The 13852-nt window shown below is 60.5% G+C and carries 13 protein-coding genes; 3 read left to right on the top strand and 10 right to left on the bottom strand.

The features are described from left to right. Window positions 1–27: 27 nt before the first annotated feature. The 8 genes from ABV589_RS21590 to pcaR form a co-directional block, all read right to left on the bottom strand. A complete protein-coding gene (locus ABV589_RS21590) occupies window positions 28–1323 on the bottom strand; it encodes an MFS family transporter (protein WP_367083531.1) in 1296 nt (431 codons plus the stop codon). Window positions 1324–1602: 279 nt separating this feature from the next. Then, complete coding sequence (gene pcaG, locus ABV589_RS21585; RefSeq protein WP_003222412.1) at window positions 1603–2169, bottom strand: protocatechuate 3,4-dioxygenase subunit alpha; 567 nt, start codon at window positions 2167–2169, stop codon at window positions 1603–1605. Window position 2170: 1 nt separating this feature from the next. Further along, window positions 2171–2875: a protocatechuate 3,4-dioxygenase subunit beta gene (gene pcaH / locus ABV589_RS21580; RefSeq protein ID WP_007963162.1), complete on the bottom strand. Its 705-nt coding sequence runs from the start codon at window positions 2873–2875 to the stop codon at window positions 2171–2173. Window positions 2876–2911: 36 nt separating this feature from the next. Beyond that, window positions 2912–4117 carry a 3-oxoadipyl-CoA thiolase gene (gene pcaF, locus ABV589_RS21575; RefSeq protein WP_367083529.1) on the bottom strand — a complete coding sequence of 402 codons (1206 nt, stop codon included), beginning with the start codon at window positions 4115–4117 and terminating at the stop codon, window positions 2912–2914. Then, window positions 4114–4893, bottom strand: a complete 780-nt coding sequence (locus tag ABV589_RS21570) for a CoA-transferase subunit beta (RefSeq protein ID WP_027614392.1) — start codon at window positions 4891–4893, stop codon at window positions 4114–4116. The genes pcaF and ABV589_RS21570 overlap by 4 nt, the downstream gene beginning before the upstream one ends. Continuing rightward, window positions 4893–5750 (bottom strand): CoA transferase subunit A, encoded by an 858-nt coding sequence (locus ABV589_RS21565; protein ID WP_367083527.1) that lies wholly within the window; start codon window positions 5748–5750, stop codon window positions 4893–4895. The genes ABV589_RS21570 and ABV589_RS21565 overlap by 1 nt, the downstream gene beginning before the upstream one ends. Before the next feature lie 262 nt (window positions 5751–6012). Then, window positions 6013–7359 carry an MFS transporter gene (locus ABV589_RS21560; RefSeq protein ID WP_367083525.1) on the bottom strand — a complete coding sequence of 449 codons (1347 nt, stop codon included), beginning with the start codon at window positions 7357–7359 and terminating at the stop codon, window positions 6013–6015. Window positions 7360–7653: 294 nt separating this feature from the next. Further along, the gene (pcaR, locus tag ABV589_RS21555) at window positions 7654–8496 is read right to left on the bottom strand and encodes a pca regulon transcriptional regulator PcaR (protein ID WP_007963153.1); all 843 of its coding nucleotides are present in this window, start codon (window positions 8494–8496) and stop codon (window positions 7654–7656) included. Window positions 8497–9151: 655 nt separating this feature from the next. Here pcaR and ABV589_RS21550 point away from each other — a divergent pair. Together ABV589_RS21550 and ABV589_RS21545 are read left to right on the top strand one after the other, a co-directional pair. Next, complete coding sequence (locus tag ABV589_RS21550) at window positions 9152–9352, top strand: hypothetical protein (protein ID WP_003222398.1); 201 nt, start codon at window positions 9152–9154, stop codon at window positions 9350–9352. Window positions 9353–9728: 376 nt separating this feature from the next. Then, the gene (locus ABV589_RS21545) at window positions 9729–11204 is read left to right on the top strand and encodes an inorganic phosphate transporter (RefSeq protein ID WP_003222397.1); all 1476 of its coding nucleotides are present in this window, start codon (window positions 9729–9731) and stop codon (window positions 11202–11204) included. Window positions 11205–12310: 1106 nt separating this feature from the next. On the opposite strand, the gene ccoM is transcribed toward ABV589_RS21545, so the two are convergent. Beyond that, complete coding sequence (ccoM, locus tag ABV589_RS21540; RefSeq protein ID WP_003222396.1) at window positions 12311–12424, bottom strand: cytochrome c oxidase subunit CcoM; 114 nt, start codon at window positions 12422–12424, stop codon at window positions 12311–12313. Window positions 12425–12573: 149 nt separating this feature from the next. Further along, window positions 12574–12735 (bottom strand): hypothetical protein, encoded by a 162-nt coding sequence (locus ABV589_RS21535; protein ID WP_007969497.1) that lies wholly within the window; start codon window positions 12733–12735, stop codon window positions 12574–12576. A 180-nt stretch (window positions 12736–12915) separates the two neighbouring features. Here ABV589_RS21535 and ABV589_RS21530 point away from each other — a divergent pair, with 180 nt between their 5' ends. Further along, window positions 12916–13782 carry a LysR substrate-binding domain-containing protein gene (locus ABV589_RS21530; RefSeq protein ID WP_367083522.1) on the top strand — a complete coding sequence of 289 codons (867 nt, stop codon included), beginning with the start codon at window positions 12916–12918 and terminating at the stop codon, window positions 13780–13782. Window positions 13783–13852 lie beyond the last annotated feature (70 nt).

The following is a 13852-nucleotide window of genomic DNA, read 5'->3' as shown; positions in this document are numbered from 1 at the left end:
GGGTCAATGCGGCCCGCGCTCATCGGTTTACAGATCGTGGTGCAAGTACGCCGCCTGTTTCGGCAGGCGCAAGCTGAACAGGAACGCCACCGCCATCATCACCGTGACGTACCAGTAGAAGGCGTTTTCCATGCCCCCGGCTTTCAGGCTCAGAGCCACGTATTCCGCCGAACCGCCGAAGATCGCGTTGGCCACCGCATAGGCCAGACCGACGCCAAGGGCGCGGACTTCCGGCGGGAACATTTCGGCTTTCACCAGGCCGCTGATCGAGGTGTAGAAACTGACGATTGCCAGCGCCACGGTGATCAGCACAAAGGCCAGAATCGGGCTGCTGATGCTTTTCAGGCTCAACAGGATCGGCACGGTGAACAGCGTGCCGAGCGCGCCGAACCAGAGCATCGAATTACGTCGGCCGATCTTGTCGGCGAGCATGCCGAACAGCGGCTGCATGCACATATACAGGAACAGCGCGCCAGTCATGATGTAGCTGGCGGTCTTGGCGTGCATGCCGGCGGTGTTCACCAGGTACTTCTGCATGTACGTGGTGAAGGTGTAGAAAATCAGCGAGCCACCGGCGGTGTAACCGAGCACGGTGATGAACGCCGCTTTGTGATCGCGGAACAGTGCACTGATGCTGCCGGCGTCCTTGTTCTCGCGCATTTCCTTACTGGTGGTTTCTTCCAGCGAACGGCGCAGGAACAGCGAAATCACCGCCGCCACCGCACCGACCACAAACGGAATCCGCCAGCCGTAGGCACGCAATTCGTCTTCGCTGAGGAACTGCTGCAGGATCACCACCAGCAACACCGCCAGCAGTTGGCCGCCGATCAGGGTCACGTACTGGAACGAGGCGAAAAAGCCGCGCTGGCCCTTGAGCGCGACTTCACTCATGTAGGTCGCGGTGGTGCCATATTCGCCGCCCACCGACAGGCCTTGCAGCAGTCGCGCGAACAGCAACAGCAGCGGTGCCCAGACGCCGATGCTGGCGTAAGTCGGCAGGCAGGCGATGAGCAATGAGCCGAAGCACATCATCAGCACCGAAATCATCATCGAGGTCTTGCGGCCCTTCTTGTCCGCCAGCCGCCCGAAGATCCAGCCGCCGATCGGGCGCATCAGAAACCCGGCAGCGAACACCCCGGCCGTGTTGACCAGTTGCACCGTGGGGTTGTCGGAGGGGAAAAACGCCGGGGCGAAATAGATCGCGCAGAAGGCATACACGTAGAAGTCGAACCATTCGACAAGGTTGCCGGACGAGGCACCGACAATGGCGAAGATGCGCTTGCTGCGCTCCTCGCCGGTGTAATGAGCGGTGGTAGTTGTCATTGTTTTTTACTCTGAAGGGACAGGTGAGAGTCTAGACACACTTCGCAACAGTCCCGTTCCACAGATACATCGTCAAGGGCACCGCACGACACTGTGGCGAGGGAGCTTGCTCCCGCTCGGCTGCGAAGCAGTCGTAAAACCGGAAAACACGGTGATATGAATCACCGCATTCACAGGATTTGGGCTTGCTTCGCAAGCCAGCGGGAGCAAGCTCCCTCGCCACAGGTAGATCAACAGTTGCTCTGTGTAGGAGCTGCCGCAGGCTGCGATCTTTTGCTTTTAATAATCGAAGAACACCGTCTCCGCCTCAGTGCCCTGCAAAATCACATTCCACTGATACACCCCCGCCGCATCCGGCTTCGCCAGCAACGTCCCGCGACGCTCGGCGGGCACACATTCGAGCAGCGGATCATTGACGTTCGCCGGATCGCCTTCGAAGTAGATGCGTGTCAGCAAGTGCTTGACCAGACCACGGGCAAACACCAGCACCACCAGATGCGGCGCCTGGGTCGAGCCCTTCAGGCCTTCGACCGTGCCCGGTTTGATCGTGGTGAAACGGAAGCGCCCTTCGGCGTCCACCGGCACTCGGCCAAAACCTTCGAAGTGCGGATCCAGCGGTTTGTCCTGCTCGTCTTCCGGGTGCGCATACTTGCCGGCGGCGTTGGCCTGCCAGACTTCGAGCATCGCGTCGTTGACCACATCGCCGTTGCCGTCAACGACCTGGCCGGTGATCGCTACGCGCTCGCCGAGGGTTTGTTCGACGGCGAGGTTTTCGCGATTCAGCCAGGTCAGGCCGATGTGGTAGTACGGCCCGACGGTGTGGGACGTGGTGGCAGTCAGCGTCATCTTATTTCTCCATCGGCGTGGCGTCGCGGCCGCGCAAGACGATGTCCCAGCGATAGCCGAGGGCGTAGGACGGAATGGTTTTTTCCAGATCGAAAGCGGCGATCAGACGTTCTTTCGCCGAAGTGTCCGGCACGCAGTTGTAGATCGGGTCATAAGCCAGCAGCGGATCGCCGGGGAAATACATCTGCGTCACCAGACGGGTGAGGATGCTCGGCCCGAACAGCGAGAAATGGATGTGCGCCGGGCGCCACGCGTTGTGGTGGTTGCCCCACGGATAGGCGCCGGGCTTGATGGTCTGGAACTGATACCAGCCGTCGGCGTCGGTCACGGTGCGGCCGGTGCCGGTGAAGTTCGGGTCCAGCGGCGCGTCGTGCAGATCACGCTGGTGGTTGTAGCGGCCGGCGGCGTTGGCCTGCCAGATCTCCACCAGAATTCCCGGCACCGGCAGACCGTTTTCGTCGAGCACACGGCCGTGAATGATGATGCGCTCGCCCAACGGCTCGCCGTCGTGCTGGGCGGTCAGGTCGTTGTCCTTGTCGGCGACGCGTTCGGCACCGATGGTCGGGCCGGTGATCTCCGACAACGAATGCGGCAGAAACACCAACGGCTTGGACGGCGAGCGCAGGTTGGTGGATTGATACGTCGGGTGCAGGTACTCGGGCTGGGTGCCTTCCTGCGGACGACGGTAGCCAGGCTTGTCAGTCATTTCGCTTTCCTCAGTTCTTATTCGTGTAGCTGTGCGTCAGACGCGTTCGATGGCCAGGGCCAGACCCTGCCCGACGCCGACGCACATGGTCGCCAGACCTTTCTTGCCGCCAGTCTTTTCCAGTTGATGCAGCGCAGTCAGCACCAGTCGCGCCCCGCTCATGCCCAACGGGTGGCCCAAGGCAATCGCGCCACCGTTCGGGTTGACCTGCGGCGCATCGTCGGTCAGGCCCAATTCACGCAGCACCGCCAGACCCTGGCTGGCGAAGGCTTCGTTGAGTTCGATCACATCGAAATCGCTGACCGCCACACCGAGACGCTCGATCAGTTTGCGCACCGCCGGCACCGGGCCGATGCCCATGACGCGCGGCGCAACCCCGGCGCTGGCCATGCCCAGCACTTTGGCGCGGGCAGTCAGGCCGTGTTTTTTCACCGCTTCCGCCGAAGCGAGAATCAGCGCGGCAGCACCGTCGTTGACGCCGGACGCGTTGCCGGCGGTGACGGTCTTGTCCGGGCCGTTGACCGGTTTGAGTTTGGTCAGCGCTTCAAGCGTGGTGTCGGCGCGTGGATGTTCGTCCTGGCTGACCACCGTTTCGCCCTTCTTGTGGGCGATCCGCACTTCGACGATTTCCTCGGCGAAGTAACCCGCAGCCTGCGCGGCGGCCGTGCGTTGCTGACTGCGTAGGGCGAACGCGTCCTGGTCGGCGCGCGAGACTTTATAGTCGTCAGCGACGTTGTCGGCGGTCTGCGGCATCGCATCGACGCCGTATTGAGCTTTCATCAACGGGTTGATGAAACGCCAGCCGATGGTGGTGTCTTCCAGTTTCATGTTGCGCGAGAACGCTGCGTCCGCCTTGCCCATCACGAACGGCGCGCGGGACATCGACTCGACGCCACCGGCAATCGCCAGCTCCATCTCGCCGCTGGCAATCGCACGGAACGCCGTGCCGATCGCGTCCATGCCCGAAGCGCAGAGACGGTTGAGGGTCACCCCCGGCACGCTCTCCGGCAGGCCCGCCAGCAGCAGCGCCATGCGCGCCACGTTGCGGTTGTCTTCGCCGGCCTGGTTGGCGCAGCCGAGGAACACTTCGTCGATTGCATTCCAGTCCACCGAGGGATTGCGCTCCATCAGCGCCTTGATCGGCACCGCGGCCAGATCGTCGGCACGAACGGCGGACAAACCGCCGCCAAAACGGCCGATGGGTGTGCGAATCGCGTCGCAGATATACACGTCACGCATCATGCTTCTCCCGGTGCCTGGCCGTGGGCGGCGGCGGTGCGCGCTTCGAGATCGCGCAGTGCAGTCAGTTCGACCTCGGTCGGCGCCGCCGTGGTTTCAACGTTGTCGGCAAAGCGGATCGCCCAACCGGTGGCGGCGACCACTTGCTCGCGGGTCACGCCCGGGTGCAGGGCGGTGACCACGAATTCGTGGGTGCCCTGCTCCGGTTCCATGATGCACAGATCGGTGATGATCCCGACCGGGCCGGCACCCGGCAGGCCCAGACGCTTGCGCGAATCACCGCCCTCGCCGTGACCGACCGAGGTAATGAAGTCGAGCTTGTCGACGAACGAGCGCGCCGACTGCTTGAGGATGATCAACACGCTCTTCGCCGAACCGGCGATTTCCGGCGCGCCACCGGCACCCGGCAGGCGCACTTTCGGCGCGTGATAGTCGCCGACCACCGTGGTGTTGATGTTGCCGAAACGGTCGACCTGCGCCGCGCCGAGAAAACCGACGTCGATGCGCCCGCCCTGCAGCCAGTAGCGAAAAATCTCACCGGTCGGGACGACGGTGTCGGCCGTCTCCGCCAGTTCACCATCACCGATCGACAGCGGCAGCACGCTGGGCTTGGCGCCAATCGGGCCGGATTCGTAGATCAGTACCACGTCCGGCGACGACGTCAGACGCGCGAGGTTGGCGGCTTTCGATGGCAGGCCGATGCCGACGAAGCACACCGAGCCGTTCTTCAGGCGACGGGCCGCTGCAACGGTCATCATTTCATTGGTGGTGTAAGTCATTACTTGGCCTCCGAAGCAGCAGCCAGTTTGGCCTGGAACTCGCTGAAGTCAGCGCAGCCATGGATGTATTCGTTGATCCACGCGGTAAACGTCTCACGGTCGCGAGCGATCGGATCCCACGCCTGATAGAAACGATTGTCACGTTCGGTGTAACCGTGGGCGTAAGACGGATGCGCGCCGCCGGGTACGTGGCAGACCGCGCTCAAAGCCCAGGTCGGCAGCACGCAGGCGTTCATCGGGGCGTTGAGGTTGTCGACGATTTCCTCGACGGTGACGATGCAGCGCCTGGCCGCCAGTGCCGCTTCTTTCTGCACTCCGAGAATGCCCCACAGCAGTACGTTACCTTGACGGTCGGCTTTCTGTGCGTGGATCACGGTGACGTCCGGACGCACCGACGGCACTGCCGCCAACACTTCACCGGTGAACGGGCAGGTCACGGATTTGATCAGCGGGTTGACCTTCGGCAGGTCGGAACCGGCGTAGGCTCGCAGCACGGCGAAAGGCAGGCCGGAAGCACCGGCGACATAGGCATTGGCCAGGTCGGCGTGGCTGTGCTCTTCGATTTCCAGGGCATGCGGCCATTGCTTTTCGACCGCATCGCGCAGTCGGTGCAGCGAACCCACACCCGGGTTGCCGCCCCAGGAAAAGATCAGCTTGCGTGCACAACCGGCACCGATCAGTTGGTCGTAGATCAGGTCAGGCGTCATCCGCACCAGGGTCAGATCTTTCTTGCCCTGACGAATGATTTCATGACCTGCCGCCGTAGGGATCAGGTGAGTGAAGCCTTCGAGCGCGACGGTGTCGCCGTCGTTGACGAATTGCTTCACCGCGTCGTGCAGCGAAAGGATCTCAGCCATGGAGCAGGCTCCCGTTTTTGTAGTGAATCGCCAGTGATAAAAAGGCGCGAGGTTCAGCGCCGGAGTCACTGCAGATTAAGCCGCTGAAAAACGCCAAACAATCCGATAATCGACTGAGTGTTCGTTTATCGAACGGATTGTTATCAACCTATCGTTCTGTGTTGTCGGCAAAAGATCGCAGCCTGCGGCAGCTCCTACAGGTGTACGCATTCCAATGTAGGAGCTGCCGAAGGCTGCGATCTTTTCGGCTTAAACCGCGATATCAGGTCGCATCCGCATGACTGACCATGCCTTTGATCACCACCGCCGCCGTCGCCAGCCCCGCCGGAATCACCAACGCCGTCAGCACCTGCTCGAAATTCCAGCCCAACCCCAGCAACGTCGCGCCCATCCACGCCCCGAGAATCGCGCCAAAGCGGCCAATCCCGAGCATCCACGACACCCCGGTCGCCCGCCCCTGAGTCGGATAGAACCGCGCCGCCAGCGAAGGCATCGCCGATTGCGCACCGTTGACGCACATCCCCGCCACCAGCACCAAGGTCGCGAGCAGCGTGATATTGCCCAGGCTCTGCCCTACCGCGTAGGCAAACACCCCGGCCAGCAGGTAGAACGTGCCGATGACCTTGTGCGGATTGAAGCGATCCATCGCCCAACCCACAGCGACCGCGCTCAATACCCCGCCGAACTGGAACAGCGCGCCGATGAACGCTGCCTGCTCCATGCTCGCGCCGCTGTCACGCATCAGGGTCGGCAGCCAACTGGTCAGCAGGTAAACGATGACCAGGCCCATGAAGTAGGTCAGCCACAGCAGCAAGGTGCCGACGCTGTAGGTGCCGGAGAAAATCACCGCGAACACGTTGCGCGCCTTGACGGTTTTCTGTTCCGGCACGCTGAAACTCGAGGCCTGCGCGACGGCGACCGGATCGATCGGCGACAGGGTCTTGCGCACTTTGTCGGTGCCGCGATTGCGCACCACCAGAAAACGCGCCGACTCCGGCAGCCAGAACAGCAGCACCACCGCGAGGATCAGCGGCAGAATCCCGCCGATCAGCAGCAGGCTGTGCCAGCCGAACGCCGGGATCAGCTTCGCCGAAATGAATCCGCCACCGGCCATGCCGAGGTTGAAGCCGCAGAACATGCTGGTCACCAGCAAGGATTTCTTACGCTCCGGGGTGTATTCCGAGAGCAACGTGGTGGCGTTGGGCATGCCGGCGCCCAGACCGAGGCCGGTAAGGAAACGCAACACCAGCAGTTGCTCGACGTTGGTGCTGTAGGCCGAGGCCAGGCTGAAAGCGCCGAACAGCAGCACCGCGCCAACCAGCACCACTTTGCGCCCGAAGCGGTCAGCCAGTGGGCCGGAACCCAATGCACCGAAGACCATGCCGATCAACGCGGCACTCATCACCGGGCCGAGGCTCGCGCGGTCGATGCCCCAGTCCTGGGACAGCGCTGGCGCGATGAAGCCCATCGCGGCGGTGTCGAGGCCATCGAGAAACACGATCAAGAAACACAGGATCACCACGCGCCACTGATAGCGCGAGATCGGTTGGGCATTGATGAAGGTCTGCACGTCGAGGCAGTTACCTACAGCGGACTGAGGCTGGTTCATTATTTTTATTCCACGCAAAAAACGCAGTCGAACGGCGGCCGGCCAATGAGCGGCACGGTCACAAGAATAGAAGGCTGAAATCAGATGTTGCGGTGAATCCGGCAACAGGGAATGGGGCTGAGACAGTCGGGGAGCATGCGCATGATGAATTGCCTCTTGTCATTATTATGGGAGTCGACAATCCGGCAGGCTCATTCACATCTGCGCCGGATGACGCTGCCGCGACATTAATGATCCGAGGCTTTTAGCGTCAATTCGATAAACGCAACACTGTGCGTTTATCGAACAGCTTCCTCAGGCGAACAACTGCGCGCTGAGGTCGCGGCTGGCGCTGAGCAGGCCCGGCAGAAAGCGTTGTTCCAGTTCGGTACGGCTGACGCGACCGGCGTGGGTACTGACGTTGAGCGCCGCGACTACCTGGCCGGACGCGTCGTAGACCGGCACGGCAATCGAACGCAGGCCCTGTTCGAGTTCCTGATCGACGATGCACCAGCCCTGCTGCCGTACTTCCTGCAGGCATTCGAGCAGGCTTTCCGGGGTGTGCAGCGTACGGCTGGTCTTGGCCACCAGTTCGGCATGGTCGAGGTATTCGCGCAGCGAGGTGTCGTCGAGCGCAGCCAGCAGGATGCGGCCCATCGATGTGCAATAGGCCGGCAGCCGCCCGCCCACCGACAGGTCCACCGAGATCAGCCGTTGCGTGGTCGCCGAACGGGCGATGTACAGAATGTCGTCACCTTCGAGCGTGGCCATGTTGCAGGCTTCGTGCAGTTGCTCGCTCATGCGGTCAAGATACGGCTGGGCCGACACCGCCAGCGGCGTCGAAGACAGATACGCGTGGCCGAGGGTCAGCACTTTGGGCAGCAACGAGTAAGTACGGCCATCAGTGGTGGCGTAACCCAGTTTGATCAGTGTGTGCAGACAACGGCGCACGGCGGCGCGGGGAATTTCCGTGCGATGGCTGATCTGGGCGATGGTCAGGTGCCGCTTGCGCTCCTGAAATGCCTGCACCACCGCTAGGCCACGGGCCAGCGAGGTCATGAAATCCGGATCGCCGGTCAGCGCCTGGATGCGTTTGGCCGGCGAAGCGACGATCGGCGGCGCCACGGAGGTGAAGGAGTTGCGCATTTGATCGTTCATTTCTTGTCCTTTTTTGCGGCACGGATCAATGGCTATACAAGCGACTCGCCAGCGGATGCACAAGAGTCGAGACGCCAAGATTGGGCGATTATCGAACCGCCGACCGATTATCGCAATCCATCACCCGCTGTCCTTCGCAGCGTCTTCAATCCTTCGCCTGACCTGTTCATCCAACTTTGCATGCCCCATTAGTTGATCGACTTAATGGCGCCAGAAACTGAACGCGAGTCCTTAAAAGGTTTCGGCGAATTTCAACTAGCGATAAAACTTGTCAGTAACAAAACGATCACACATCCCGAACCGTTTTTAACTTGGCAAAGATAGTCATTCCCGAATCGACCGCTATAATGCACCTCAGTGGCGCCGCGTTTTCATTGGCCGAGGGTGCCGCCTGCTGACCCGATGCCTATTGCCGTCAGCCCCGGCCAGCGCCTGACGCTCTTTATTCATGCACCGCCAGCGCGCTTGCTGAAACAGGAAACTGATGCTGCGTCAGTTTTAGTCTGGTGCCGTAGCCGCCTGCAACATGGAAGTCTTGATCGCCCTGCCGATAACGCCAATGCCTGAACCGGCATGGCCCTTCGTTGGACGTGTTCAATCGACTCGTTGCCGTGCGTTTCACCAGATATTTATCTCAACTCAAACAGGTAGCACTGTGACGAAAGACGAACTGCGCGCGGAACTTGAGCGCCAGGAACAACGTTACAAGGAAGTTTACGGCGGGGAAGTCACCACCTACGCCGCGCAACCCGAACCGGAACGCAAGGCATGGCGCAAACGCCCGACCGTTCAGGATCAGGTTTTCCAGCAAGAACTGAAAAAGATGGAAGAAGAACTCAAAACCGAAGAGCCATGACCGGGCGATCCTGAGATTTTCGAGGGTCTGCGTCGCCACCGGCTAAAAGCGCGGTGACCCGACCATGCCTTGCGCGCCCGCTACCCGCGGGCAGCGGCCCACCTCCCCCGGCCTGAACGGGAAAGGAGCGTGTCTGACTCGTTTCAGAGATATTTCACACAGACGTTTGAGGGCCTCGCGCACTCGACAAAATGCCAGCTGCCTGAAGGTTTTTCCAAGCTAATCAATGACTTGAAAAACCCTGCAACACGCTGGGGCTTTGCACCTTGCAACAATTTAATTCGACATTGATTGCTACCGATGAGCAGGTAGGGGATCGATTTCCAGTCTTTTCTGGCATAATCGCGCCCCCTTATGACCGGGTCAGAAAACCTTCATGATCGATTTATTCAGCGGACTGGATGCTTGGGTGCTTGTGAGCCTCTTGCTCGCCCTGACGTTTGTCCTCGCCTTCGAGTTCATCAATGGATTTCATGACACCGCTAACGCGGTAGCCACTGTTATCTACACCAAAGCCATGCCGCCTCACCTGGCGGTGTTCTTCTCCGGTGTGTTCAACTTCCTCGGCGTGTTGCTGGGCGGCGTTGGCGTGGCGTATGCCATTGTTCACCTGCTGCCGGTAGAACTGCTGATCAATGTGAACACCGGCCATGGCCTGGCGATGGTGTTCTCGTTGCTCGCCGCGGCGATCACCTGGAACCTGGGCACCTGGTACTTCGGTATCCCGGCCTCCAGTTCCCACACCCTGATCGGCTCGATCCTCGGTGTCGGCCTGGCCAACGCCCTGATCAACAACATCCCGTTGGCCGACGGCGTGAACTGGCAGAAAGCGATCGACATCGGCGCCTCGCTGGTGTTCTCGCCAATGGCCGGTTTCCTGATCGCCGCGCTGATCCTGATCGGCCTGAAGTGGTGGCGCCCGCTGTCAAAGATGCACAAGACCCCGGAACAGCGCCGCAAGATCGACGACAAGAAGCACCCACCGTTCTGGAACCGCCTGGTCCTGGTGATCTCGGCCATGGCCGTGAGCTTCGTGCACGGTTCCAACGATGGTCAGAAAGGCATCGGCCTGATCATGCTGGTGCTGATCGGTATCGTGCCTGCGCAGTTCGTACTCGACCTGAGCAGCACCACCTACCAGATCGAACGCACCCGCGACGCGACCCTGCACCTGAGCCAGTTCTACAAACGCAATGCCGACTCCCTGGGCGAATTCCTGGCCCTGGGCAAAAGCGTCGAAGGCGACCTGCCGGAGAAATTCCGCTGCAACCCGCAGCAGACCGAACCGACCATCAACGCCCTGCTTGGCACCCTTAAAGGTGTAGCGGACTACCATTCGCTGTCCTCGGAAAGCCGCATCGAAGTGCGTCGCTATCTGTTGTGCCTGGATGACACCGCGAAGAAAGTCGGCAAGCTGCCGGGCCTTGAAGCCCGTGAAAAGGCTGACCTGGACAAACTGCGCAAAGACCTGACCACCACCACTGAATACGCCCCGTTCTGGGTGATTCTCGCGGTGGCCCTGGCCCTTGGCCTGGGTACCATGGTCGGCTGGAAACGCGTGGTACTGACCATCGGCGAGAAGATCGGCAAGCAAGGCATGACCTATTCCCAGGGCATGTCGGCGCAGATCACTACTGCCAGTTTGATCGGTATGGCCAACATCTTCAGTCTGCCGGTATCGACCACTCACGTGCTGTCCTCGGGCGTGGCGGGCACCATGGTCGCCAACAAGAGCGGCCTGCAGGGTGGGACTGTTCGCACTATCCTGCTGGCGTGGGTGCTGACCTTGCCGGCGACTGTGGCGTTGTCGGCTGGGCTGTTCTGGTTGGCGTCCAAAGCGTTGGGTAGCTGATAGACCGCTTCAAGCTTTGATGAAAAGGCGCGATTCGAAAGGATCGCGCCTTTTTTGCTTTGGTTGGATTGGGGGCATATCCGTTGCTGCGGTTGTTGCCGCTGGCGGTTTCGCTCTTACAGCGAGTCACCTTTTCCAGACGCCGAAAAGGTAACCCAAAAGGCTTTGCCCCGGCGTACGGCACTTCGCTTAGGCTCAGTGTTCCCTCGCTACGGTGTCCATCCGGGGGCATCGCCTACGGTTTGCTTCGCTGCACCTCCTCTCGATGTATGCGGCTTCGCCGCATGGCGCTGCGCGCCTAACCCCCTGATGGACACCTTCGCTCGGCCTGCCGAAGGGGCTGAAGATCAAAAGCCACATCAAGAGCAAGAGCCAGAGCCAGAGCCAAAGCCAAAGCCAAAGCCAAAGCCAAAGCCAAAGCCAAAGCCAAAGCCAAAGCCAAAGCCAAAGCCAAAGCCAAAGCCAAAGCAGATCAAAAGATCACAGCCTTCGGCAGTTCCTACAGGGGATTGGGTGTTTTCAGTTAGAGACTGGTCGGCTGGAAGGCCGCCTTCGCGAGCAAGCTCGCTCCCACATTTGGATGGGGTGTAGTCAGTTAGAGACTGGTCGGCTCGTAGGCCGCCATCGCCAGCAGGCTGGCTCCTACAATTTAGAGAGCGTGCACCCCATGCGGCGAAGCCGCCCCACTCAACACGATGAGCGTTAGCTCAAGTACCGCTTTTGATCTCAAGGCCCGTCGGCAGGCTGAGTGAAGGGATTTATCCGGGGGTGGGAGCGCAGCGACCGTTTGGCGCAGCCAAACACAGCGAGAGGAGGTGCAGCGAAGCAAACCGTAGGCGCTGCCCCCCGGATGAATCCCGCAGCGAAGGAACCCGAGCCTAAGCGAGGGCCGAACGTCAGGGTAAAGCCTTTTTGGTTACTTTTGAGGCGTTTGTCAAAAGTGACCCGCCGTAAGGGCGGAACCCTAAGCCGCCGTTACCGCAGCAACGGATATTCACAAAGCACACCCAAAGTCTGGTCGGCCCAAAGGCCGCCAAGACACAAAAAAAAAGGGGCAACCGAAGTCGCCCCAAAATGCCTTGCGTGCTCATCAAACCTGGAAAGACCTACTTCTTGCGCTTATTCGCATCCTTCCAGATAAAAAATCCAAACCCTGCAAAAAACAGAACCATGAGACCTACGGTCAGAACCCCGGCAAACACCACGTTATCGAAAAACATGACTGTGGCCTCCTGGCCCCTGCTTTGCTGCGATGGAGCTAAGTTAACCAATCACGCAGGCGCAGAAATTGACCAGGATCAAGTCCGGTCAACACAGAAGGCAAAGGCGGGAAAATAACTGACCTGCATCAAAGGATGCAGGGGGGAGATCAACGCTTTTTCGGCTTGTTTTTCGACTTTTTCTTAACTTTTCCCAACGGCATCGCCTGCTCGAAGGCCTTGCGCACTTCGTTCAGGCGCTTCTCGTTGAGGTCATGCACACGCTTGGCGCGTTCGGTGCTGAGGTCGATCAGTTTGTCGTCTTGGCTCATGGCGGGTGCATCGCTTGAAAGAATCACAACTGCCGCATCAAAGGCAGGACTGCGCCAATAATGCCGCCTGGCGCCGAGCCTGACCAGCCGTCGACGCTGGCGACCTGGAACAATTGATGTACCGCATGACGGTTTTCACCGCACAATCTGCACTTTGCCGCGAACCCAAGGATGTTTGCCGTGCCCCTGCATCAGGACCTGCCACCGCTGATGGCCCTGCGCGCCTTTGAAGCCGTGGCCCGCCATTTGAGTTTCATCAAGGCTGCCGACGAGTTGTCAGTGACCCAGAGTGCGGTCAGTCATCAGGTGCAAAAACTCGAAGAATTTCTCCGCCTGCGCCTGTTTGTCCGACGCACCCGCGCCATCGATCTGACGCCGGCCGGGCAAGCGTACTACCAGCAAATCGAACCTGCCCTCGCCGCCATCGCTGCCGCCACCCGGCCACTGCGCGGTGAGCAGCCAAGCACCTTGCGCATTGGCCTGCTCGCCTCGTTCGCCACTTTATGGCTGGCACCGCGACTGGCGGATTTCAGCACGAAATACCCACACATCCACGTCGAACTGCTGCCCTCCGTGCAACTGGCCGATGTCGCTGGCGGCGAGGTGGATCTGGCGATCCGCTATGGCAAGGGTGGCTGGCCGAAAGTCCTGGCCCGACGCTTCATGAGCGAAACCCTGACCCCGGTATGCAGCCCCGACTTCAAGGCCAATGGCGTGAAAAACGGTCCGTTGCTGATGGCCAAGTCGCACCAGCCTTTCGAATGGACAGACTGGTATCAGCACAGCGGCATCGATCTGAGCCACGTCCCCAGCGTGATGCTCCATGACTACAACATCGTCGTCGAGGCGGCGGTCGCCGGTCAGGGCATCGCCATGGGCCGCCAATGCCTGATCGAACGCCGGCTCAAGGAGGGCTCGCTGGTCCCGGCCTTTGACACGCCGCCGTTGCACGGCGAAATCGGTTATTGGCTGGTCACTCCCCAGCGCCCGCCCGAGGCAGACGTGCAGAGTTTCAGCCAATGGCTGGATGCAAAGGCCCACCCATGAGCGATTTCGATACATCGGATTAGATCTATCCGTTTGTCGGTGATCCGTCGCTTCAACATGCTGATGCCCT

The organism is Pseudomonas sp. HOU2, from assembly GCF_040729435.1.
In the GTDB taxonomy this organism is placed as follows: Bacteria; Pseudomonadota; Gammaproteobacteria; order Pseudomonadales; family Pseudomonadaceae; genus Aquipseudomonas.
The sequence above is the reverse complement of the archived record's forward strand: the minus strand, read 5'-3'. Positions and strand labels throughout refer to the sequence as shown.